Source organism: Nereida sp. NH-UV-3 (assembly GCF_042939535.1).
GTDB lineage: Bacteria > Pseudomonadota > Alphaproteobacteria > Rhodobacterales > Rhodobacteraceae > Nereida > Nereida ignava.
Genome location: NZ_CP132157.1, coordinates 1,456,991 through 1,480,212, shown reverse-complemented (window position 1 = coordinate 1,480,212; position 23,222 = coordinate 1,456,991). Strand labels below are relative to the sequence as shown.

The window sequence follows — 23,222 nt, the reverse complement described above, 5'->3', positions numbered from 1 at the left end:
TTAACCGATTGTGCCGCGATTGCCGCCAGTTTGGCCACGGTGCAGCAACATATGATCCAGCATTACACAGGCCATCATGGCTTCGCCGACAGGAACCGCACGGATGCCAACACATGGGTCGTGACGGCCCTTGGTGATGATCTGGGTTTCTTCACCGGCTTTGGTAATTGTTTTGCGCGGCGACAATATAGAGGAAGTCGGCTTCACGGCGAAACGTACCACGACATCTTGACCCGTGCTGATACCACCAAGGATACCACCGGCGTGGTTGCTTGAATACTCTGGCCCGTTCGGGCCCATAAAAATTTCGTCTGCATTATCGCGTCCGGTAAGTGCGGCGGCAGCCATCCCTTCACCAATTTCAACGCCTTTGACCGCGTTGATCGACATCATTGCAGCGGCTAAATCTGTATCAAGTTTGCCGTAAACAGGCGCACCAAGGCCAGTGGGAACATTGCGTGCAACCACTTCAATGATTGCTCCGACGCTGTTGTGATCGTCTCTACGCAACCATGTGAGGTAGTCTTCCCACTCTTTCGCGGCATCCGCATCAGGGCACCAAAAGTCGTTTTGCCCGATCGCATCCCAGTCAAACTTTGCGCGATCGATTTTCTTCTCTCCCATCTGAACCATGTAGCCCGTCACAGACATATCAGGGGCTATCGCCTTAATCGCTTCACGCGCGACACCACCTGCAGCAACGCGTGATGCGGTCTCGCGCGCGCTTGATCGGCCACCCCCACGGTAATCGCGGATGCCGTATTTTTGCCAATAGGTAATATCTGCATGGCCGGGGCGGAACTTCTCAACGATATCGCCATAATCGCGCGACCGTTGATCTGTGTTGCGGATCATTAGTTGGATCGGCGTACCGGTTGTTTGGCCCTCAAAGACGCCAGATAGAATTTCCACTGCGTCCAGTTCTTGGCGTTGTGTGGTGTTTTTGTTTTGGCCGGGTTTGCGCTTGTCCAACCAATGTTGAAGCATTTCCGGCGTTACGGGCACTTGGGGTGGGCAGCCGTCAACGGTAGCACCCAAAGCAGGGCCGTGGCTTTCGCCCCAAGTTGTCACGCGGAACAAATGTCCAAAGCTGTTCATGCTCATCGGTGGTGCACTCCCCTTTTGAGATTGCATAAAGCGCGGGCGGCTCGGCCTCAAGTGTCGCCCAAAGAAAAACGCCCCATCACAGTGGATGGGGCGCTAAATTCGTAAAACCTAATTGATAGGCTTATGCAGACTTTTTGCCCTTTGCTGCCGCCCACAAACGCTTGTTTGTGAGGTAAAGCAGGACTGAAAGCACAGACAAGAAGATCAAGCCGGTAAGACCTGCTTGCTTGCGCGCCATCATTTTAGGCTCAGCTGTCCACATCAAGAACGCAGACACGTCCTGAGCGATGTCTTCCAACTCGGTTGATGCATCTTCGTCTGCGAATTCAACATCATCACCGTAAAGAGGGGGCGCCATTGAAATCCAGCCACCTGGGAAGGCAGTGTTCTCATAAAGGATGGTGCCCGCTTCTTCTTTTTCTTCACCGGTGTAGCCAGCCAAGAGTGACGCAATGTACTCTGGGCCGCCCATGCCGTTGATAAGCTGGCTGATGCCTGTACCCGCAGGGCCGTGGAAGCCCGCGCGCGCTTTTGCCATCAAGGACAAGTCAGGTGCGTTAGCCAGTGCGGATGCTGGGAATTTGTCGGCAGGCGTCGCAGAACGGAAATCATCGATAGCGGCATCAAAGACTTCGTATTCTTCGGCGTACGCAAACACCTGATCTTCAGGAAGCGCAGGACCACCGTCGTCAGACAAGTTACGGAAAGAGACGTATTTCAAACCGTGACAAGCTGCGCAGATTTCAGTGTAAACCTGAAGGCCACGCTGAAGTTGGTTCTGGTCAAACGAGCCTGTCAGACCTTCAAATGAAAACGCGTAGTTCTCAATTTTTGCGTCTGATCCACCAGCAGCAAGCGCGCCACCGGCCGAAAGGCCGAGGGCAACTGCTGTGGTAAGGGCGAGTTTCTTCAACATTGGGTAGTCCTTTCTCACTCGGCTGGTGTGGCTACTGCATCTGCAGCGCCATCTTTTTTGCCGTAGTGGGCATTGAAGTCGTCTTCGATTGTCGTTGGCGGTGTCATCGGGTTCTCGATGATGCCAAGCAACGGCAGAATGACGAGGAAGTAAGCGAACCAGTAGGTCGACGCGATAAGTGAGATGAGATCGTATGGGAACTCAGCAGGGCGTGCGCCCACCCACATCAGCACGAAGAAGTCGACGACCAGAAGGCCAAACCACCATTTGAACATTGGGCGGTAGCGGCCAGAGCGGACTGATGATGTGTCCAACCATGGTGCCAATGCCATCACAGCGATCGCACCAAACATGGCAAGAACACCGAAGAACTTCGCATCAACAATGCCGAATGTTACGAAATCAGCCAACTGCACAACCCATACTTCTGCTGTGAAGGCGCGTAGGATTGCGTAGAATGGCAAGAAGTACCACTCGGGAACGATGTGCGCAGGTGTGACCAGCGCGTTCGCTTCAATGTAGTTGTCTGGGTGGCCAAGGTAGTTGGGCATGAAGCCAACAACTGCCATGAACACAACCAGTACGATTGCCAGTGCGAACAGGTCTTTGATTACAAAGTATGGCCAGAAGGGGAGTGTGTCCCGCTCTGCTTCTTCTTTGGATGTGCGACGTACTTCAACACCAGTTGGGTTGTTGTTGCCCGTTGTGTGGAATGCCCAAATGTGAACGATCACCAGACCAGCAATGATAAACGGCATGAGGTAGTGCAAGCTGAAGAAGCGGTTCAGCGCAGGCTGACCAACAGCGGATGCACCAAGCAACCATGTTTGAATGCTTTCACCAACGAACGGGATCGCACCGAACAGGCCAGTGATAACTGCCGTACCGTGGAACGACATTTGGCCCCAAGGAAGAACGTAACCCATGAATGCTGTACCCATCATCAACAGGTAGATCAGCATGCCGATGATCCATGTCACCTCACGTGGCGCTTTGTACGAGCCATAGTATAGGCCACGGAAAATGTGGGCATACACAGCGACAAAGAACAGCGACGCACCGTTCATGTGGAAATAGCGGATCATGTGGCCGCCGTTCACGTCACGCATGATGTGCTCAACAGATGCAAACGCCATATCAACGTGCGGTACATAGTGCATAACCAGCACGATGCCGGTGATGATTTGAAGTGCCAGAGTAAACGTCAGAACGATACCCCAGATCCACATCCAGTTAAGGTTCTTTGGTGTGGGAAGCATCAGCGTGTCATAAAGCAGGCCTACAACGGGAAGGCGCTTGTGCAGCCATTTCTGGCCGTCTGACTTTGGTTCATAGTGGTCGTGTGGAATTCCAGACATATGGTATCTCCCTTAACCGAGTTGGATTGTTGTTTCGTCGACAAACGATGCCGTTGGAACAGGCAAGTTGCGTGGCGCTGGACCCTTACGGATACGGCCTGCGGTGTCATAGTGTGAACCGTGGCATGGGCAGAACCAGCCGTTGAACTCACCAGCACCGTCGCCAAGAGGCACACAACCAAGGTGGGTACAAACGCCCATCATGACCAACCACTCGCCGTTTTCATCAAGAGCGCGGTTTTCATCGGACGCATCCGCATCCGCAGCAAGGTTCGCGTTGTCAGCGTTTGCATCCGGCAGAGCACCAAGATCAACCGCGCGTGCTTCGGCGATTTCTTCTGGGTTACGGCGGCGGATAAACACAGGCTTACCTTGCCAAAGAACAGTGATTTGCGTGCCAGGCTCAACATCGGCCACATCCACGCGGATGGATGCCAATGCCAAAACGTCAGCACTTGGGTTCATCTGGTTGACCAATGGCCAAACGGCAGCGCCGGTAACCACAGCACCTGCGCCAGCGGTGGCGTAGTAGATGAAGTCGCGGCGGGTGCCTTGCGTATTTTCTGCGTGAGACACGATCGTGTTCTCCCCTTGTTTCCGTTAGGCGGATCGGCCGAATGGGTCGATCAAATATGAACAGGCCACAGGGAATCCTGCAGCCGCTATCGACACGCTATTTAGAACGCAGATTGCAATCCGTCCAGCACACATTGAAGTCTGCCCGCCAAACTGCTCCAGTATGTCGCACAAACATACCTGTTTTTTGCATGTGTTTACGGATTTGAAGGGAAATAGACTGGCTCTGAAGGGCTTAGCTCGTCCCACCGCTCGTATTTGTTCATGATCGATTGAAACAAGGACGACGCCAAAAAATCACTGAGCCATTTTTGAACGCGTGGATAGGGCTGCCCGCCGAACCAGGTAGCGTCCGTGTTCGCAAATTGCCGGATGAACGGCAGAATAGCGTAATCCGCCAGCGATGCTGTATCACCGCCAAGCCAGGGTCCTGACAGGCGCGCCTCAAGCGTTGCAATAAATGTGCAGGCTTTCTCGCGCTCGGCGTTTGGGTCGGTGCCCGGAAAGCGCGTTGCGTATTTCGTGCGATCAAGGGCCGATTTGAATGGCCCGTCATTGAGCGCGATTAACTCAGCATCCTCGCCTGACAGTGCACCAAGAGGATGATCCGCCAAGGCCCACTTCATTATATCAAGGCTTTCCTCAATCACCTCATCGCCAATCACCAAAACGGGAACTGTGCCTTTGGGGGAGGCAGCAAGCATTGCCGCTGGCTTATCGCGTAAGATGATTTCGCGCAGCTCAACGCGGGTTTGCGATAGCGTAATCGCCAAGCGTGCGCGCATCGCGTAGGGGCAGCGCCTGAATGAATAAAGTATAGGTGTCATGCGACCAGATGTGTTGCCGTGTGCCCCGCGATCACTGCCTGCACGATCTGGCTTTCTGGCTGATCTGTCTCAAAATGCACTTCGGTGAATTGCTCTGTGCGTCCCATCCTTGGGTTTTCCATCAGCACGTTGTGGGTCTGGCCCACTTGCTGGGCCAAATGTGCGTTGACTTGCGCATCGCCAGCGGCCCGCAGCCGCGCCGCACGGTCTTTGATGGCGCCACCTTGCACCGCAGGCATGCGCGCAGCAGGCGTGCCGGGGCGTGGTGAATAGGGAAAAACGTGCAGCCACGTCAGATCGCATTCCTCAACCAGCTTCAAAGAATTCTCAAACATCTCTTCGGTCTCGGTTGGAAAGCCCGCAATAATGTCTGCGCCAAAAGTCATATCGGGGCGTAGCTTGCGCGCTTCTTGGCAGAATGCGATCGCGTCACCGCGCAGGTGCCGGCGCTTCATCCGCTTGAGGATCAGATCATCCCCTGCCTGCAGCGAAAGATGCAGATGTGGCATCAGACGCGGCTGTGTTGCGATGGCTTCCATCAAGGCCTCGTCGACCTCAATACTATCGATGCTTGAAATACGTAGGCGGGGCAGGTCAGGCACCAATTTCAAAATGCGCATCACCAAGTCACCCAGTTTGGGTGCCATCGGTAAATCCGCACCCCATGAGGTCAGGTCAACTCCAGTCAGAACGACCTCGTTATATCCACGCCCCACAAGCCGCTTGATCTGCTCAACCACCACGCCTGCGGCAACGGATCGTGAATTGCCGCGACCGTAAGGGATGATGCAAAATGTGCAGCGGTGATCGCATCCGTTCTGGACCTGCACATAGGCGCGGCTGCGTGTGCCGAAGCCGTCAATCAAATGCCCTGCGGTTTCCGTAACAGACATAATGTCGTCAACCTGAATGGGCTCAACCTTACCGACAAAGTCCGCCGCAAGCCCTGACCATGTGCCGGCGTCCATCTTCTCGGTGTTGCCAATAACTGCGTCGACTTCATCCATTTGGGCGAAACTGTCGGGGTCAATCTGTGCGGCGCAACCGGTCACGATAACCTTGGCGTCGGGGTTTTCACGACGCAGCTTACGAATATCTTTGCGCGCTTTGCGCACAGCTTCGGCGGTCACAGCACAGGTGTTGATGATGACTGCATCATTTAGGCCAGCACCTTGGGCCAGCTCTTTCATCGCCTCTGTTTCATAGGCGTTCAGGCGGCATCCGTGGTTTGAGAAAACAGGTGCGCTCATAAGCCCGCCAACCAATCGGGTGTCAGAACACCGTCAAAAACATGGGCTGTCGGGCCGGTCATCCACACGCCATCATCACGCCAATCAATTACTAACGTGCCGCCATCTAGATCAATTCGCACTTTGCGTCCGGTCAATCCGCGACGATGCGCAGCAACAGCCGTGGCGCAAGAAGACGAACCAGAGGCCAGCGTAATACCTGCGCCGCGTTCCCATACGCGCATCCGCAGATGGTCAGGACCTAAAACATGAACGACTTGGACGTTGGTGCGTTCGGGGTAAAGCGGATGGTGCTCGTGCTTATGACCAAAAGAAGCCAGATCAATTGCCTCGGCGTCATCCACAAAGAAAGTGCAATGCGGGTTGCCCATGCCAGTCGCTGCAGGGCTGCCATCAATCGGAAGCGACAAGGTATCGAGTGGCTCGGCAAGCGGTACGTCGTGCCACTCAAGTTGCGGTTGGCTCATGTTGATCCATGTTTCACCTTCAACCATCACCGCCCGAAGTGCGCCGCGGTCCGTTTGAAGCGGAAGCTCTGTCATGCCCGTCATTGCCATCTCGCGTGCAGCGATACAGCGGGTCGCATTTCCACACGCCCCCGATGTAGATCCGTCCGAGTTGTAAAACGTCAGACGCAGCCCGTCCTCGATGACGGCCAGTTGGTCGAATCCCACGCCGCGATTCCTGTCAGCGATGGCCGCAACCAGCTTTGCAGACACCACAGGACCACCATTACGGCTGTCGATCACGACAAAATCGTTTCCGGCACCGTGCATTTTCATAAAATTGACGGGCATATGATCAGTATTTTTGGTCATTTGAGCGGATATAGGGATTTCATAATAAAAGGGAAAGAGATTCTGAAAAAACGGGGTTGACCCCATCGGAGTGTCTTTCTAGATAAGCGCCTTGTGTGGGCCCTTAGCTCAGCTGGTAGAGCGGCTGACTTTTAATCAGTAGGTCACAGGTTCGAACCCTGTAGGGCTCACCATTTTCTCTCTTTTCTACCATGAGAGTGATGAGTGAACACGCGAGGCAACGGATGCCTCCGCAAGGCATTCCACTTTTTCACATAATGCTGCTACCACTGTTCCAAACAACCTTTGGACCACAGCTTTATGACCGTTCGCTTCTTCTCTGACAAAACGCGTCCCATTCATATGGGGCCATACCCTTCAGAGCTTTTGGCGCGGGGCGAGCAGCCGATGTTGCGTGGTGCTCCAAAGCAAACCCAACTGACATTCACGTCTGACAAGCCGCATTCTGTCATCAATGCCATGCGCGAACATCAAGCAATGCTAGATGCCATTCGGGACGGGCTGATCAACCGCGGGCAAAGCGACATCCCGTCCGATATTCAAGAGCGTGCGGATCACCTTAAGGCCTTTGGCTTTTTCAACGACGCAGCCGCTGTCGGTATTTGCCGCATCACGGATACGGACCGCCTTGTGGCGCCGTTCCGCAACCCTGACATCGACCGCCTGGCCCATGACCTGCAAACGCGACAAACCAAATCGCTGGCATCTGGCATTGATATGATCATGGCGGATCTGAAAGACTCGGTCCAAGCGCCTGTAACCTCAATTGATGATCACACCCACGCCATTGTCTTTTTGTACGAAAATCCGCGGGATATTCTGCCGGATGAAATTGGCACAGAATGGATTGAGGGCGCCTATGCCCACCGCGCAGCCTTGCTGGCGGCTGAATCTGCGACTGTCATTGCCAATTACTTGCGCGTTTTGGGGCATTCGGCGCGCGCGCATACGGCCAGCACAAGTGATGTGGACCTTGGCCGTCTTTCGGTCAGCGCGGGCCTGACAACTGTCGAAAATGGTGCGCTGACCCATCCTTATGTTGGTACGCGATTTGGTCTGGCCGTTGTGACAACCTCGCTTGATCTTGCGGTTGATCGCCCGCTTGTCCCTTTGGTGGAGCAACCCAAAAGTGCGTTTGGCATCCGTTGGAAGCTTGGCACAAAATCCGCGAAAAATGCATTGAACGCGGCGCCTTTTGCCAAGCGGCGCTTTGTAGATGGGGCACATCCGTTCGAGACACTAAAACGTGTAGATGATCCTACAACTTACATTGACGAGGCGCGGGTGGCACGCGTTCCAAAGCGCACAGATATGTTTGCGCGTGCGCAGTTCGGCGATATGGGCAAGCCGCTGCAAAAGGCCTCCACGGGTGGCTTGTATGTGCGAAAATCGGCTCCGTCGTCGGCGCAGCGCCGTGCGCTTGGGGCGTTTGTTCTGTTGCAAGACGGTGTGCCAGCGGCTGAAAAAACGCAGCTAAGCCCGACTGAGGCCGCCAATTTGGTGAAAGCCACCAGTTACTTTCTGGGCGTCGACGCTGTTGGCATTTCGCGCTGCCCTGATTGGACGTGGTATTCACATGATGCAACGGGTGCACCGATCACGCCCACCCACGATCAGGCAATATCGATGATTGTTGATCAGGGCTATCCGTCGATGGAGGGGTCGTCGGGGGATGACTGGATCGCGGTTGCGCAATCCATGCGCGCATATTTGCGGTTCTCTTTGTTGGGCGGTGTGTTGGCTAAACAAATCCGTAATCTTGGGTATTCCGCCAAGGCCCACACGGTGATGGACGGTGAGGTATTGCAGCCGCCGCTGTTGCTTTTGGCAGGGTTGGGCGAGGTCAGTCGTATTGGTGAAGTTATCCTTAACCCCTTTCTGGGGCCGCGCCTGAAATCTGGTGTGGTAACCACGGACTTGCCGCTTAGTCATGACAAGCCGATTGATTTCGGGCTGCAGAACTTTTGTAACGCGTGCAACAAATGTGCGCGTGAGTGTCCAAGCGGGGCGATCACCGCAGGACCAAAACTGATGTTCAATGGCTATGAGATTTGGAAATCTGATAGCCAGAAATGCACAACTTACCGCGTAACAACACCGGGTGGCGCGATGTGTGGTCGCTGTATGAAAACTTGCCCGTGGAACCTTGAGGGGGTCTTCAAGGAAAAGCCATTCCGGTGGGCCGCGATGAATGTGCCAAAGGCAGCACCGTTATTGGCAAAACTTGATGATGCAGTTGGTAATGGCGGTTTGAATAGCGTCAAAAAGTGGTGGTGGGATCTCGAAATTACTGAGGACGGCGGTTACCGCCCTACGGATAAACCGGTCAATGCGCGCGATCTTCAAAAGGATCTTGATCTGAAATACGAAGACCAAACCCTTGCGGTTTATCCGGCCAACCTTGCGCCCCATCCCTATCCGTATCCGTTTGAAATGGACCGAGAGGCGGGGATCAAAGCCTACCGTGATATGATCACCGCAGATGCCTACAAGGCCAAGCTGGCGGCTGGCGAAGTGGCCGAGGTTGCGCATACCTACACCGCCGATGGGGACAGCCCTGTGATTGAGATGCGCATCTCAAAAGTCGAAAAGATGACGGCCGATATTACGAAATACGAGTTCACTGCAGCAGACGGCGCGCCCCTTCCTGCGTGGCAGGCTGGTGCGCATTTGGACGTGTTGGTATCACCGGAATACCTTCGCCAGTATTCCATGTCTGGTAATCCCGCTGACAGGACCACCTATCAAATTGGTGTGCTGCGCGAGGATGATGGCCGCGGGGGATCTAAGCTGATGCACCGCATTTTTGAAGAAGGCCGCAGGGTCTTTGTATCGCCCCCTATCAACCACTTTGCCCTTGAGCAGACCGAACAGATGACGCTTTTGTTTGGTGGCGGGATTGGCATTACGCCGATGATCGCAATGGCCCATGAATTACACGCCGAAGGCCGCCCGTTTGCGCTGCACTATTCTGGCCGCACGCGCGCTTCTATGGGGTATTTGGATGATCTGGCAAATGCGCCATGGGCCAGCCATGTACATCTACACATTACTGACGAAGGTACACGGGTTAAACTGGATGAAAGCATCCCCGCCTATGAAAAAGGTATGCACATTTATACCTGCGGCGGTGAGGCTTATATGAAGTCTGTCATTCAATCTGCGGCGGCGCGGGGCTTTCTGGAAGAAGCGCGACATCTAGAGTATTTCAGCGTGCCAGAGCAGCCCGATTACGTGAACGAGCCGTTTGCCATCAAGCTAAATGACGGGCGCACGCTTGCGGTGCCCAAAGATAAAACGGCGGCGGATGTCCTTAATGAAAACGGTATCCGCGTGGATGTGAAATGCTCGGACGGAATTTGTGGCGTGTGTAAATGCGGTGTGAAAAGCGGTGATGTGGAGCACCGTGATTTTGTGCTGTCAAAAGCACAGCGCGCAGACGCAATTATTTTGTGCCAGTCGCGCGCTGCTGAAAAAGATGGGGTGCTAGAGATTGATCTTTAGATCAATCCTGCGCCGCCATGCCCGCTTCGGCCTCAATTTGCTTGCGTGATTTACGCTCGCGCTCGGTCGCGGACTTTAGCTGACCACATGCGGCCATGATGTCCTCGCCGCGCGGTTTGCGCACTGGGCTTGAGTAGCCTGCATTGTAAACAATATCGGCGAACGCACGAATGCGGTTGTTCGACGAGCGTTCATAAGGTGCGCCTGGCCATTCGTTGAATGGGATTAAGTTGATCTTGGCGGGGATGCCCTCGATCAATTTCACCAAGCGGTGCGCATCTTCGTCACTGTCGTTCACGCCTTTGAGCATCACATATTCAAACGTAATCCGCTCAGAGTTGCTTGCCTTTGGGTAAGCGCGCAACGCATCCAAAAGCGCCTCGATGTTCCACCGCTTGTTGATCGGCACAAGGGTGTCACGGATGGGGTCGGTGGTAGCGTGAAAGGACACTGCCAACTGACAGCCAATTTCTTGGGCGGTGCGAGCAATCTCTGGCACCACGCCGCTGGTCGACAAAGTGATGCGGCGGCGTGACAGTTGGATGCCCTCTGGGTCCATCGCAATCTTCATCGCGTCACGGACGTTCTCAAAGTTGTAAAGCGGCTCACCCATACCCATCAGAACGATGTTCGACAGCAACCGTCCTTCAACGTGCTTTTCACCCGGTGTTGGCCATTCTTCCAGATCGTCCCGTGCCATCATAACTTGGCCGATAATTTCACCCGCGGTCAGGTTGCGGACAAGCTTTTGCGTGCCCGTATGACAGAATGAACACGTCAGCGTGCAGCCAACCTGCGAGCTGATGCACAAGGTGCCGCGATCGGTTTCGGGGATATAAACCACCTCAACTTCGTGGCCGCCTGCGATACGTACCAACCACTTGCGGGTGCCGTCGTTGCTGACTTGCTTTGATACAACTTCGGGGATCTCGATTACGAAATTCTCTGCAAGTTCGGCACGGTATGCTTTGGACAGGTTTGTCATCGCATCAAAATCGCGCACCCCCCATTGATAGAGCCACTGCCAAATCTGGCCTGCCCGCATCTTGGCCTGCTTTTCGGGCGCACCGGCCGCGATTAGCGCTTCGCGCAACGCAGGGCGTGTCAGTCCGATCAGGTTAACCGGCCCGTCCACTTGCTTGCGCGGGATCGTCAATACATCTGGCGTAACGGGTGCATTGGCCATGCTGGGGAATCTCCGAATTGGAATATGACGCATCTCATACGGCACTGCCTGTCAAAACGCAAAAGGACCAGTGCGCGCACCAGTCCTTTGTTTCAAAGCCCACATGGGCGATTATGGGATCAGCCTGCGCAGCGCTTTGCGGCGTCATCAACTGCGGCGGTGTAGCCAGACAAGCTAAAGGTGTCTTTGGTGATCGTGCCGCGTGATGAACGGGCCGTAAGCGTTGCAGTCGCGCCGCGCTTCATGGCTGTTACGATCTTGGCGTCATCCTCGGGTGTTGCGGGCCACGCCCACTCGCCATCAGTGAACAGATCAAACGACGCGGAACCGATTTCCATGGAAACAGTCGATCCGTTTGCGAAAGGATAACCGCCCGTGAAGGTCAGCTGATTTTTCACAGATGCGCCGGGGCGGAAGAATGTGAACAACAAAATGTCACCGCGGCGTACCGCAACAACGCGGCCATCTTTGGTGTTTACTGTTTCTTTCGGTGCCGAGACCGCCCAACATTCCGTCGGGTTGCTTTCAACAAAGACGCTCCAGTCCGTTTTGGCAGCCACTTGGTTGCTCGATTCCTGCGCAAAACTCGCCGTAACCGAAAGGGCCAGCACCGCGCATGCAGTCGTCAGTTTCGAAATCATGTTCACAGCCTCCAAGCTGTTTTGCCTGTGGATCCACCGCTGCGGCCCAGATTTTTCTTGGGTCATCGCAATTGGCGGGTTTTCAACTCGATAGTGCAACATTAGCCTGAAACCAGCCAATGGGAAAACCCCTTGTGCTCAGCATTTACGCGGAAAACCGCCCCAAAAAGGTCTTAACTGATGGCTCCTCACCCCATGATCGCGCTTTGGCGCAACGATTTGCTCGAAAGCCTGCACACAGGACATGCGGTGATTTGCGATGAAAAAGGCGATATCGTGCAGGCATGGGGCGATCCGGATGCGGTGATTTTTCCGCGTTCATCGTGCAAAATGATCCAAGCACTTCCGCTTTTGGAAAGCGGTGCGGCGGATCATCTGACCACTGAACAACGCGCACTTTTATGCGCCAGCCACAATGGTGCGGCCATCCATGTGGAGCGTGTTCAGGCGTGGCTGTCAGAAATGGATTTGGGCGATGACGATCTGCGTTGCGGCCAACAACACCCCGCCGACAAACCAGAGGCCGCGCGCTTGATCAAAACGGACGCGAGCCCGTGCCAAGTGCACAACAACTGCTCTGGCAAACACGCGGGGTTCTTGCTGTTGAACAAACACCTGCGTGGGGATGCGGATTACGAGTTGCTTGATCATCCGGTACAGCAGGCCTGCAAAGGGGCGTTCGAAGAGGTGACGGAAGTTGCCTCACCTACTTTTGGGATCGATGGGTGCTCTGCGCCTAACTTTGCCACCACGATGCACGGTCTTGCGCGCGGCATGGCGACATTTGCCTCTGCGACCGAAGGAAATAGCCGTGGTCGTGCTATGGTCTCGCTGCGCGAAGCGATGGCTCTGCATCCCGAATTAGTCGCGGGTGAGGGGCGTGCCTGTACCGAATTGATGCGCGCCATGGGCGGCAAAGTGATGATCAAAACGGGTGCAGAAGGCGTGTTCATCGCCATCATTCCCGAGGCCAAGATGGGTATTGCAGTGAAAGCAACCTGTGGCACGACCCGCGCCGCAGAGGCGATGATCGCGACCTTGCTTATCCACCTTGGTCACCTTGATCCCGCACATCCCGCCGCGCTGCGCCGTATCGGGGGTGACATCACAAACTGGCGTGGCACTAAAACAGGTGAGCTGCGCACAGTTGAGGGGTTCCCCATTTAATATTGGCGCTGAAAATTCATCAAAGGCCTGCAAACTGACCGATGCGCGAAAGCCGCGCTACGTTAGACGCGGTGATAGGGGCTGCCTGCTAAAATTGATGCGGCGCGGTAAAGTTGTTCGCACAGCATCACCCGCGCCAGCATATGCGGCCAAACCATCGCGCCAAAGCTAAGCTTTGCATTGGCATTGGCGCGCATTTCGGGCAGCAACCCATCGGCCCCGCCGATGATAAAGGCAATGTCTTGGGCCCCTTGATCGCGCCAGCCCGATAGCTTTTCGGCAAACTGAGGCGAGCTTATCACTTTGCCGCGCTCATCCAGAACACAGCATACGGCCCCTTTGGGCAATGCGCGCGACAGCAACTCATGCTCGGCCTGTTGACCCGCACCTTTTGCATCGACTTCGGTGATGGTGATCGGTCCAAGCCCCATATTGCGTCCCGTTTTGTCAAAGCGGTCAACATAGTCTTGGATCATGTCGCGTTCAGGGCCAGCACGCAGCCGGCCCACAACGCATAGGTGCACGCGCGTCATCGGGCGATGCTATTCGGCGGATGGATCGTGTGTGGACGGACCTGTTGGCATGCCGCGTTCTGCTTGCTCTTCTGGGCTAAGCCACATCTTTTCAAGCTGGTAGAACTCGCGCACTTCGGGGCGGAACACATGCACAATGATGTCACCGGTGTCGACCAACACCCAATCGCCTGCGCTTTTGCCTTCCAGCTTGGCGTTGCGACGGTGAGCGGCTTTTACATCGGTCACAAGGTTCTGCGCGATCGCAGCAACCTGACGGCTTGAACGACCCGAGCAGATGATCATGTAATCACCCATCTCAGACATGCCGCGCAGATCAATTTGCACAACGTCTTCGGCCTTCATGTCATCGAGGGATTTAAGGATAGTCACCAGCAGCGCATCGCTTTTGGCGGTATCGGGTTTAGTGCTCATCGGGGCACCTGCACCTGCGGCACCCGTATGGGCCGCATCTGTAGAAAGAGACAGAACATTGTCCTCCTTTATACGCGTCGCCAAAGCCCCGACGCTGGGCCTGCCACCAAAGTAGCATCGGGCCTGCTAAATCTCAATAATCAGGATGTAAACACAAACGTGACGGTCTGTCGCCTAGTCAAGCGCATTGGTGCTTAACTGTGACCCTTCTATCATCTTTACCTCCCTTTGCGGGAACGGAATAGAGATATCATTGGCTTTGAAGGTGTCCCACAGGGCCAAAAAGACTTGTCCGCGCACGTTTGTCAGCCCGCCTGTGGGGTCTTTGATCCAAAACCGCAGGATATAATCGACAGACGAATCCCCAAAACCCACAATATGACAGACCGGTGCGCGGGGGCTGCTCAGGACGCGGTCCACGCTTTTGGCGGCTTCAATCGCAAGGGCGCGGACGTTGTGCGGGTCATCGTGATAGGCGGTGCCGAAATAAATATCGAGGCGCACATAATCATTGGAGTGAGACCAGTTCACCACTTGGCCGGTGATCAGATCCTCATTCGGGATGAGGTATTCCTTGCCGTTGCGCGTCACGACGCTGACGTACCGCGCGCCAAGGCTGTTGATCCAACCAAATGTGTCGCCAAGGCTGATCACGTCGCCCGGTTTGATGGACTTATCAAGCAGAATGATCACGCCGGACACAAGGTTCGAGACCACTTTTTGAAGCCCGAAACCAAGCCCCACACCAATGGCACCAGACAGCACCGCTAGGCCGGTCAGATCAATCCCAACTGCCCGCATCCCAATGAAAAACGCCGCACCGTACAGAGCAACCTGCGTGGCTTTCACCACCAACACCCGCATTGAGGGCGACATTTCCTCGTTGCTGTTAACCCGCGTTGTGGTCGTTCGGGTCAGAAAGCGCGCACCAATAAAGAGAACCGCCAACAGGGCCAGACCCTGCAAAATCTGCCACACGCTGATGGTGCTTTCGCCAAGGCCAATGCGCGCGCTTTCCAGCATCTGTTGGACTTCGCTGTCCAGCCCGACGATGCGCAAAGTGATCCACGCCCAAGCCGCCCAATTCACCACGCGTCGCAAGAGATTGTTGTGAATAAGTCGGGTGGCAAACGCCACGATCAGCCAAGCCGTGGCGAGGTTGGCCACAATAACCAACAGGTAATATTTTGACGGAAAGCGGTAGAGATCCTGCATGATCGCCACAGCGCCGTAGGCAAGGGGCACAAACATGATGCCGCGCAGACGGTTCTGGATGACCAAAAACCACCTTAATTGCCACTTGGGAATACCCTGCTTGCCGCGCACCCACGCCTGCATTCTGGGTTTAATCAGCCGCCGCAATACTTCGGCAATAATCAGCAGAACAACAACAACTGCGATCTGCACAAGACTTGAGGGGCGCAGCAGCCCTTGGGCGAAAATTTCGGCTTGGCGCAAAATGCCCGTCGCAGTGTCTGTCATGACTTCGATCGTTGCGGGTTGAAACGCGTCAGGGGCGGCAGTTGCCGTCTCGGGGTCTGGGCCCCAATCGCTCCATGTCTCACCAATATGTTCTGCCATGGGGCGAGTTTGCGCCACGCATACAGATATCTCAAGCCTAACTTCTTGCGAGAAGAGCCGATTCTCTGTATCTGAGCGCTATGGAACAACGATACATCATGGAAGACCGAGCCCGCCTGCGCGAACGCTTTTACGGCGCGTCCATGACTGTGCTTGCGCGACTACACTAGGCGCCAGCCCTCAATTTTCTACCCACCTTCTATTCTTCACACATTTATTACGGGAGAGGACCAACATGTCCCCCAAAACACTTTACGATAAAATCTGGGATGCCCACGTGGCCCACGAAGCCGAAGATGGCACGTGCCTTTTGTACATCGACCGCCACTTGGTGCACGAAGTAACGTCACCCCAAGCGTTCGAAGGTCTGCGCATGACGGGCCGCACTGTGCGCGCACCGGAAAAGACAATCGCTGTACCGGATCATAACGTGCCAACAACGCCGGGCCGCGATGACCCGAAGAACATGACTGAAGACAGCGCCATTCAAGTGGCCGCGTTGGACAGCAACGCCAAAGAATTCGGCATCCATTACTACCCCGTGTCCGACGTTCGCCAAGGTATCGTGCACATCGTCGGCCCCGAGCAAGGCTGGACCCTGCCAGGTATGACTGTTGTGTGCGGCGACAGCCACACTGCAACCCACGGCGCATTCGGTGCGCTTGCCCACGGCATCGGCACATCCGAGGTTGAGCACGTTCTGGCAACACAAACGTTGATCCAGAAAAAGTCAAAGAACCTTAAGGTTGAGATCACAGGCAAACTGCGCCCGGGCGTGACTGCAAAAGACATCACCCTGACTGTTATCGGCAAAACCGGTACGGCAGGTGGTACGGGCTACGTGATTGAGTATTGCGGCGAAGCAATCCGTGATCTGTCCATGGAAGGCCGTATGACGGTTTGCAACATGGCTATCGAAGGCGGTGCGCGTGCGGGTATCATCGCCCCTGATGAGAAAACATTCGAGTACTGCAAAGGTCGCCCCAACGCCCCAACAGGCGCTGATTGGGATGCCGCAGTTGCGTGGTGGAAAACACTCTATTCCGACGATGACGCGCATTGGGATATGGTTGTTACCATCGCAGCAGAAGACATCGCACCGGTTGTCACATGGGGCACATCCCCGGAAGATGTGCTGCCAATCACCGCAGATGTTCCGGCGGCGGCTGATTTCCAAGGCGGCAAAGTCGACGCAGCGCAACGCTCGCTTGATTACATGGGCCTGACCTCAGGTACACCGCTGACTGACGTTGAGATCGACACGGTCTTCATCGGGTCATGCACCAACGGCCGTATCGAAGATTTGCGCGCAGCAGCGGAAATCCTCAAAGGCAAAAAGATTAAAGACGGTATGCGCGCCATGGTCGTGCCCGGTTCCGGCCTTGTGCGTGCGCAAGCCGAAGAAGAAGGCCTTGCGGACATCTTCAAAGAAGCTGGTTTCGAATGGCGCCTTGCGGGCTGCTCTATGTGCCTTGCTATGAACCCCGACCAACTCGCCCCCGGCGAGCGCTGTGCGGCAACGTCCAACCGTAACTTCGAAGGCCGTCAGGGCCGCGGTGGTCGTACGCACTTGATGTCACCTGCCATGGCGGCGGCGGCTGCTGTAACCGGCAAGCTGACTGACGTTCGGGATTTTAGCTAAGTCTTTTGCCCGCTGCGCGCCGCAAAATGCGCAGCAGCGGGCCACATAAATTTCTGTCTCACGAAGGAGACCATTATGGATAAATTCGAAACCCTTACTGGGATCGCCGCACCGCTTCCGTTGATCAACATCGACACCGATATGATCATCCCGAAGCAATTTCTAAAAACCATCAAACGCTCGGGTCTTGGTGTGAACCTGTTTGACGAAATGCGTTATGATGATGACGGCGCGGAAATCCCGACGTTCGTTCTGAACCAAGAGGCCTACCGCAACGCTGAGATTTTGGTCGCTGGCGATAACTTTGGCTGCGGCTCTTCGCGCGAGCATGCGCCGTGGGCGCTGAAAGACTTCGGCGTGAAGTCTGTTATCTCAACCAGCTTTGCAGACATCTTCTTCAACAACTGCTTCAAGAACGGCATCCTGCCGATCGTGCTGCCCCAAGAGGCTGTTGATGTGTTGATGAAAGACGCTGAGAAAGGCTCGAACGCGCGCATGATCATCGATCTGGAAGCGCAAACCGTCACCTCATCCGACGGCGAAGCGTTCTCGTTCGAAGTTGACGCGTTCAAAAAGCACTGCCTGATGAACGGTCTCGATGACATTGGCCTGACCATGGAAAAGGCTGCCTCCATCGATACATTTGAGGCTGAGCTGTCCAAAAGCCGTCCTTGGGTCTAACGCCCCTAGGCTTTCAGATTATGCGCCCATCCAGTGGTTTCTGGGTGGGCGTTTTTCGTTTTGGGCCTTGGGTTTGGGCAAGTTTGGGCAAATTACTCACTGCTGCTGTTCATCTTGGCTTAACGGACTTGTGCCTTCGTTTTTGCCTCTCGCAACATCTTGTGCCTTGTTTTTATGGATTTCCAAACGTGGTGCAAACCCGCACCACTTCCCCCCTAAAGTAGTATCAAAATCAGACCTCACAGATGCAAAACAGTTGTTTGGATTTTTGAATATGGGCATATCTTGATCATTAATTAGATGCCCATGCGCAGGTTTTCGCGCAAAAGGGCGCGTAAATAAGCGTGTGTATACTTGGTTTATGCATAACGAGTTCGAGGTTTTGGTGATGTTTTCCCGTTTTGCTGGCGCAGCTATTCGCGCCCTTTGTGTTGTCCTGCTTATTGCGTTGCCATCGGTGATGTTGCCCGCAACCATCGCTGGTGGGTCGGAAATTGTGTCCTTTATCGCCATCGCCGCCGCCATTCTGACGTTCATCGAATATAAATCGGACTATCCCTCGCTTATTGAGTTCCGCTTTGCGCCGCCCTTTAACCGTATTCGTTTCGGCTCGCTGCTTTTTACCGTTTTGGTCCTGTCGATCATCTGTAGTGGGAAGTACCACGCCACGCCCGTCACCGAGTTTACCGCCGCCATCGGTCAGCTGATCGCTGCATCGATTGATTTCCCGTTCTCGCCTGTGCGTTTGGTGGTGGGCATGCTTCCCGCAGACAGCACCGCCGATATTGTCACCGCCGTGCGCACCGCCGCAGGCATCAGCTATCTGACCTCGCTTCTATCGCTGGCGGTGTTTTTGGCTGCGCTTCGTTTGTCCCGTTGGCCGCGTAATTCCGGCACGTTCAATGTGTGGATTAACCTGCCTATGTTCGACCCGACCGCCGGTGGTGATGTGGTGCGCCGCCTCAACAAGGACGCACGTTTTAACATTATGTTAGGGTTTCTGCTGCCATTCATCATCCCTGTGGCGGTTCGGCTTGCGGCTGATTTCTTTGGTCCGATGGCAATGACCAACCCGCAGACTTTGATATGGACGATGGCAGCGTGGGCATTTTTACCGGCATCTTTGTTTATGCGTGGCATCGCGATGAGCCGCGTGGCCCATATGATCGCCGATCAACGCCGCCGCACCTATGCCGCAGAAGCCGCCGAGGCCGACGACTTTTTGGTGGCCTAGACCTCAGTGGTTTTGCGAAACCAATCCTGCCGGCCCTTGGTCTTTGGGTAACAGTTTGCGCGGGCCTTGCGATGTCTCAGACTCTGCGCATCGCGACCTATCAAACAGAACTTCAGGCCCGTGGTCCCGCGCTTTTGCTCCGCGATATCAAACGCGAAACTGATGAGGTCATGGCCCGCGTCGCGCTGATCAAACAGGCAAATCCGGATGTACTGATCTTGCAGGGGGTCGATTGGGATTATGATGCCCGCGCGCTTACCGCGCTGAATGCCCATCTTGGTTTTGATCACATGTTTACCAGCTTGCCTAACGCGGGCATGGCTACGGGCCTTGATATGGATGGTGACGGTCAGCTGGGCCAACCCCGCGACGCCCAAGGGTACGGGCGGTTTGCGGGCCACGGCGGTGTTGCAGTGCTTTCGAAACGCCCCATCGTTGGGCCAGTGATTGATCTGTCTGATCTTTTATGGCGCGACCTACCCGATGCTGATTTGCCCACCTACCCAGATGGCGCCCCTTTCCCATCTGCGCGCGCCCAAGCGGCGCAACGGCTGTCATCTCAGGTGCATTGGATCGTGCCGTTTGATGGCTTTACCCTAGCTACTTTTGCGGCAACGCCACCCATCTTTGATGGGGATGAAGACCGCAACGGCAAACGTAATGCAGCCGAGATCCGCCTTTGGGCGCATCTCTTGGATGGTCACCTTGATACCGCCTTGGCCGAACGTGGTGCGCCAAACGGAGCCGAAGGCATATCCCAGCCCTTTATTCTTGCGGGGCTGTTCAATCTTGATCCGTCGCAGGGGACACTGATGGAACAAATGTTTGCGCGCCCTGATCTGCAAGATGCAGCACCAACCGCCCACACAGCCGAATTTCGAAATGCCTACCGTCTACGGCTTAGTTATGTTCTGGCCTCGCCCGATATTACACCGCGCAGCAGCGGTGTTTTATGGCCGCCTAACGGCATGGGGCGGCACGGTTTGGTCTGGGCGGATGTGACCCTGAGGCCCTGATTTCTTGACCATCGGGGGCGAACGGGCTACCCGCTAAGCAACCAATTTTAAGAAGGACTTGTTGCAATGGCGAACCCCTCCCTTTTGATCCTGCCCGGTGACGGCATTGGCCCCGAAGTCATGGCCGAGGTTGAGCGCGTTATCGCGTGGTTCGGCGACAAGCGTGACCTGTCGTTTGACGTTGAAACCGACCTTGTCGGTGGCGCGGCCTACGATGCCCACGGCACGCCTTTGCATGATGACACGATGGCCAAAGCACATGCTGCGGACGCGGTTTTGTTGGGTGCTGTTGGTGGCCCTGCCTATGATGATCTGGACTTCTCCGTGAAGCCTGAGCGCGGCCTGTTGCGCCTTCGCAAAGAGATGGATCTGTTCTCAAACCTGCGCCCCGCACAATGTTTTGACGCATTGGCTGACTTCTCAAGCCTGAAGCGTGACATCGTCTCTGGCCTCGACATCATGATCGTTCGTGAGCTGACATCAGGTTCATACTTCGGCGAGCCACGGGGCATATTTGAAGAAGACGGTCAACGCGTAGGCATCAACACCCAGCGCTACACCGAAGCCGAGATTGACCGCGTTGCGCGCTCTGCGTTTGAGTTGGCCATGCGCCGCAACAAACGCGTTTGCTCTATGGAAAAAGCCAACGTGATGGAAAGTGGCATTTTGTGGCGCGAAGTCGTGACCAAAGTGCACGCCGAATATCCCGAAGTTGAGCTAAGCCACATGTACGCAGACAACGGCGCAATGCAGTTGGTCCGCGCGCCTAAGCAGTTTGACGTGATCCTGACAGACAACCTGTTTGGCGATATCTTGTCTGACTGTGCCGCGATGCTGACGGGCTCTCTTGGCATGCTGCCTTCCGCATCCCTTGGTGCAATTGGCGAAAATGGTCGCCCCAAAGCGCTCTATGAGCCGGTACACGGTTCCGCGCCTGACATCACAGGCCAAAGCAAAGCGAACCCAATCGCGTGTATTTTGTCCTTCGCGATGGCGCTGCGCTATTCGTTTGACCAAGGCGCTGAGGCTGCTCGCCTCGAAGCAGCGGTTGAAAAAGTACTGGCCGATGGTGCGCGTACCGGTGATCTGATGGGCCCAGACGGCGGTACCCCAATCAGCACCAGCCAGATGGGCGACGTTATCTTGGCCGCTTTGGACGCGTCCCTTTAAGGGCACGTTTCACAACAATTCACAGCGCCCGCCCTGATGCATCTTGTCACAGGGCGGGCGTTTGTTTTAGCCATGACTGAAACCAGTCAGGCCGCCTTTATGTCCAACAATACATCCGCCGCGCTTTATGCCCTTTTGGGTTTTGCTATTTTCTCGACCCATGATGTGATCGTGAAAGTACTGGGCGTGAGTTATCAGCCTTTCCAGATTTTGTTCTTTAGCGTGCTGTTCGGCTTTCCGATGGTCATGATGATGCTGATGCGCGACCAGACCGAAGCCAACCTTATTCCGCGTCACCCGTGGTGGACAGCCCTGCGCACGCTTGCTGCAGTCGCCACAGGTATCAGTGTGTTTTACGCCTTCTCTGTGCTGCCGTTGACCCAGACCTACGCCATTATTTTCGCAAGTCCGCTGATCATTACCGTCCTGTCCATCCCGATCTTGGGTGAGACTGTTGGCTGGCGGCGCTGGGTTGCAGTTGCGCTGGGCCTGAGCGGTGTTTTGGTGGTGCTGCGCCCGGGGGGGACCGACCTTGGGCTTGGTCATGCCGCTGCTTTGATGGGCGCGTTTGGCGGGGCGCTTGCCTCGGTGATCGTGCGCAAAATCGGTAAGGACGAACGTACGATTGTTTTGATGCTCTACCCCATGATGGCCAACTTTGTGTTGATGGGGGTGGCGCTGCCGTTTGTCTATGTTCCCATGACCCTGCCTGATTTGGTCGGTACCCTTGCCATGTCCATCCTCGTGAACCTTGCGGGGCTTTGCATGATTGTGGCCTACAAAAAGGGGGACGCGGCAATCGTCGCGCCGATGCAGTACAGCCAAATCATTTGGGCGACTATTTTTGGCGTGCTGCTCTTTTCGGAATTCCCTGACGCGATGACCCTACTTGGCGCAGCGATCATCATTGCCAGTGGTTTGATCATTGTGTTCCGCGAGGGCACGAAAGACGCCTCTGAAACGACGCCGGTTCTGCGCACTCGTTCACGGTTTGAAACAGGTACCGCCGCCCGTCTTAGCCCCACGTTGCGCAAACGCGGGATCATCGATCGGAAGTAATTTCTGTTTGAAAGGCGGGGCCGTTAACGGGTCCGCCGACCTAGCGATAGATCAGCACAGCGCCCACAGTCAAAAAGCCAAGCCCGACAAACTGCGATAAGCCGAGATAGCTGGGGGCGACCCCGAACATGCCGATCCGCGCAATCACAACTGCGCCGATCATCTGTCCGATGATTGCGGAGATCACCACGAAGAACACACCAATTTGCGGTACTGCCCATGTGAAGGCCCACACGAAGCATACGCCCAACAAACCACCGCTTAACAGGTAAAGCGGTTGCACTTTGATTGCGGCAAGGCTGCCTTGTGCGCCGCCGGCAAACCACAAGATGATCAGCGCGACCAAGCCAACAGCAAATGAAATGGCTGAGCCAAGAATAAAGCTGCCGATGTTTTGTGACAGTTTGGCGTTAAGCGGCCCTTGAAGGGCAACCATCACACCGACCACAAGCATCAGGCCGATGATCAAGAAAAAGCTGAGATCTTTGTCCATTTGGATGTCCCTTGTAAAACGTCCGTCAAATTCCGCTGTGATAAATCAC

22 protein-coding genes and 1 tRNA gene are annotated in these 23,222 nt (G+C 55.2%); 10 read left to right on the top strand and 13 right to left on the bottom strand.

Annotated elements, in window-relative coordinates; translation table 11 throughout:
* The 7 genes from aroC to dapF form a co-directional block, all read right to left on the bottom strand.
* Entirely contained in the window at positions 1 to 1,104 is a 1,104-nt protein-coding gene (gene aroC / locus NeNHUV3_RS07380) for a chorismate synthase (RefSeq protein ID WP_391480657.1), read from the bottom strand.
* Positions 1,105 to 1,228: 124 nt separating this feature from the next.
* Complete coding sequence (locus tag NeNHUV3_RS07375) at positions 1,229 to 2,023, bottom strand: cytochrome c1 (RefSeq protein ID WP_391480656.1); 795 nt, start codon at positions 2,021 to 2,023, stop codon at positions 1,229 to 1,231.
* A gap of 14 nt (positions 2,024 to 2,037) precedes the next feature.
* Positions 2,038 to 3,381: a cytochrome bc complex cytochrome b subunit gene (locus NeNHUV3_RS07370; RefSeq protein WP_391480654.1), complete on the bottom strand. Its 1,344-nt coding sequence runs from the start codon at positions 3,379 to 3,381 to the stop codon at positions 2,038 to 2,040.
* Positions 3,382 to 3,393: 12 nt separating this feature from the next.
* Positions 3,394 to 3,957 carry a ubiquinol-cytochrome c reductase iron-sulfur subunit gene (petA, locus tag NeNHUV3_RS07365; protein ID WP_048598472.1) on the bottom strand — a complete coding sequence of 188 codons (564 nt, stop codon included), beginning with the start codon at positions 3,955 to 3,957 and terminating at the stop codon, positions 3,394 to 3,396.
* Between the two features lie 197 nt (positions 3,958 to 4,154).
* The gene (locus tag NeNHUV3_RS07360) at positions 4,155 to 4,784 is read right to left on the bottom strand and encodes a glutathione S-transferase (protein ID WP_391480652.1); all 630 of its coding nucleotides are present in this window, start codon (positions 4,782 to 4,784) and stop codon (positions 4,155 to 4,157) included.
* On the bottom strand, positions 4,781 to 6,034 hold the full coding sequence (mtaB, locus tag NeNHUV3_RS07355) for a tRNA (N(6)-L-threonylcarbamoyladenosine(37)-C(2))-methylthiotransferase MtaB (RefSeq protein ID WP_391480650.1): 1,254 nt from the start codon (positions 6,032 to 6,034) through the stop codon (positions 4,781 to 4,783). The genes NeNHUV3_RS07360 and mtaB overlap by 4 nt, the downstream gene beginning before the upstream one ends.
* Positions 6,031 to 6,852, bottom strand: coding sequence for a diaminopimelate epimerase (gene dapF, locus NeNHUV3_RS07350; RefSeq protein ID WP_391480649.1), 822 nt, complete (start codon positions 6,850 to 6,852; stop codon positions 6,031 to 6,033). Before dapF ends, mtaB begins: the two co-directional genes overlap by 4 nt.
* Before the next feature lie 97 nt (positions 6,853 to 6,949).
* Here dapF and NeNHUV3_RS07345 point away from each other — a divergent pair.
* A tRNA-Lys gene (locus NeNHUV3_RS07345) sits at positions 6,950 to 7,025 on the top strand.
* 127 nt (positions 7,026 to 7,152) lie between these two features.
* Positions 7,153 to 10,356 carry a 2Fe-2S iron-sulfur cluster-binding protein gene (locus NeNHUV3_RS07340; protein WP_391480647.1) on the top strand — a complete coding sequence of 1,068 codons (3,204 nt, stop codon included), beginning with the start codon at positions 7,153 to 7,155 and terminating at the stop codon, positions 10,354 to 10,356.
* 1 nt (position 10,357) lies between these two features.
* On the opposite strand, the gene rlmN is transcribed toward NeNHUV3_RS07340, so the two are convergent.
* On the bottom strand, positions 10,358 to 11,542 hold the full coding sequence (rlmN, locus tag NeNHUV3_RS07335; RefSeq protein ID WP_391480645.1) for a 23S rRNA (adenine(2503)-C(2))-methyltransferase RlmN: 1,185 nt from the start codon (positions 11,540 to 11,542) through the stop codon (positions 10,358 to 10,360).
* 119 nt (positions 11,543 to 11,661) lie between these two features.
* The gene (locus tag NeNHUV3_RS07330; RefSeq protein WP_048598782.1) at positions 11,662 to 12,183 is read right to left on the bottom strand and encodes an invasion associated locus B family protein; all 522 of its coding nucleotides are present in this window, start codon (positions 12,181 to 12,183) and stop codon (positions 11,662 to 11,664) included.
* Between the two features lie 177 nt (positions 12,184 to 12,360).
* Between NeNHUV3_RS07330 and NeNHUV3_RS07325 the strand changes: the two genes are divergently transcribed.
* A complete protein-coding gene (locus NeNHUV3_RS07325) occupies positions 12,361 to 13,350 on the top strand; it encodes an asparaginase (RefSeq protein WP_391483202.1) in 990 nt (329 codons plus the stop codon).
* A gap of 62 nt (positions 13,351 to 13,412) precedes the next feature.
* Here NeNHUV3_RS07325 and rlmH read toward each other — a convergent pair whose 3' ends face one another.
* From rlmH to NeNHUV3_RS07310, 3 genes are all read right to left on the bottom strand, one after another.
* The gene (rlmH, locus tag NeNHUV3_RS07320; RefSeq protein WP_391480644.1) at positions 13,413 to 13,883 is read right to left on the bottom strand and encodes a 23S rRNA (pseudouridine(1915)-N(3))-methyltransferase RlmH; all 471 of its coding nucleotides are present in this window, start codon (positions 13,881 to 13,883) and stop codon (positions 13,413 to 13,415) included.
* Between the two features lie 9 nt (positions 13,884 to 13,892).
* Positions 13,893 to 14,297, bottom strand: a complete 405-nt coding sequence (gene rsfS, locus NeNHUV3_RS07315; protein ID WP_048598465.1) for a ribosome silencing factor — start codon at positions 14,295 to 14,297, stop codon at positions 13,893 to 13,895.
* A 174-nt stretch (positions 14,298 to 14,471) separates the two neighbouring features.
* Positions 14,472 to 15,779, bottom strand: a complete 1,308-nt coding sequence (locus NeNHUV3_RS07310; protein ID WP_391483200.1) for a mechanosensitive ion channel family protein — start codon at positions 15,777 to 15,779, stop codon at positions 14,472 to 14,474.
* A gap of 179 nt (positions 15,780 to 15,958) precedes the next feature.
* On the opposite strand from NeNHUV3_RS07310, the gene NeNHUV3_RS07305 reads away from it, so the two are divergent.
* From NeNHUV3_RS07305 to NeNHUV3_RS07275, 7 genes are all read left to right on the top strand, one after another.
* Positions 15,959 to 16,048, top strand: coding sequence for an isopropylmalate isomerase (locus tag NeNHUV3_RS07305; protein ID WP_218151592.1), 90 nt, complete (start codon positions 15,959 to 15,961; stop codon positions 16,046 to 16,048).
* Between the two features lie 65 nt (positions 16,049 to 16,113).
* A complete protein-coding gene (leuC, locus tag NeNHUV3_RS07300; RefSeq protein WP_048598464.1) occupies positions 16,114 to 17,520 on the top strand; it encodes a 3-isopropylmalate dehydratase large subunit in 1,407 nt (468 codons plus the stop codon).
* 75 nt (positions 17,521 to 17,595) lie between these two features.
* Positions 17,596 to 18,201, top strand: a complete 606-nt coding sequence (gene leuD / locus NeNHUV3_RS07295) for a 3-isopropylmalate dehydratase small subunit (RefSeq protein WP_391480642.1) — start codon at positions 17,596 to 17,598, stop codon at positions 18,199 to 18,201.
* Positions 18,202 to 18,562: 361 nt separating this feature from the next.
* Positions 18,563 to 19,435, top strand: a complete 873-nt coding sequence (locus NeNHUV3_RS07290; protein ID WP_391480641.1) for a hypothetical protein — start codon at positions 18,563 to 18,565, stop codon at positions 19,433 to 19,435.
* Positions 19,436 to 19,506: 71 nt separating this feature from the next.
* Positions 19,507 to 20,451, top strand: a complete 945-nt coding sequence (locus tag NeNHUV3_RS07285) for an endonuclease/exonuclease/phosphatase family protein (RefSeq protein ID WP_391480639.1) — start codon at positions 19,507 to 19,509, stop codon at positions 20,449 to 20,451.
* Between the two features lie 66 nt (positions 20,452 to 20,517).
* Positions 20,518 to 21,621: a 3-isopropylmalate dehydrogenase gene (leuB, locus tag NeNHUV3_RS07280; protein ID WP_334066947.1), complete on the top strand. Its 1,104-nt coding sequence runs from the start codon at positions 20,518 to 20,520 to the stop codon at positions 21,619 to 21,621.
* A gap of 99 nt (positions 21,622 to 21,720) precedes the next feature.
* Positions 21,721 to 22,680: a DMT family transporter gene (locus NeNHUV3_RS07275; protein WP_391483198.1), complete on the top strand. Its 960-nt coding sequence runs from the start codon at positions 21,721 to 21,723 to the stop codon at positions 22,678 to 22,680.
* A 40-nt stretch (positions 22,681 to 22,720) separates the two neighbouring features.
* Here the strand turns inward: NeNHUV3_RS07275 and NeNHUV3_RS07270 are convergent, their stop codons facing one another.
* Positions 22,721 to 23,173: a DMT family transporter gene (locus tag NeNHUV3_RS07270; RefSeq protein ID WP_341246201.1), complete on the bottom strand. Its 453-nt coding sequence runs from the start codon at positions 23,171 to 23,173 to the stop codon at positions 22,721 to 22,723.
* Between the last annotated feature and the right edge of the window lie 49 nt (positions 23,174 to 23,222).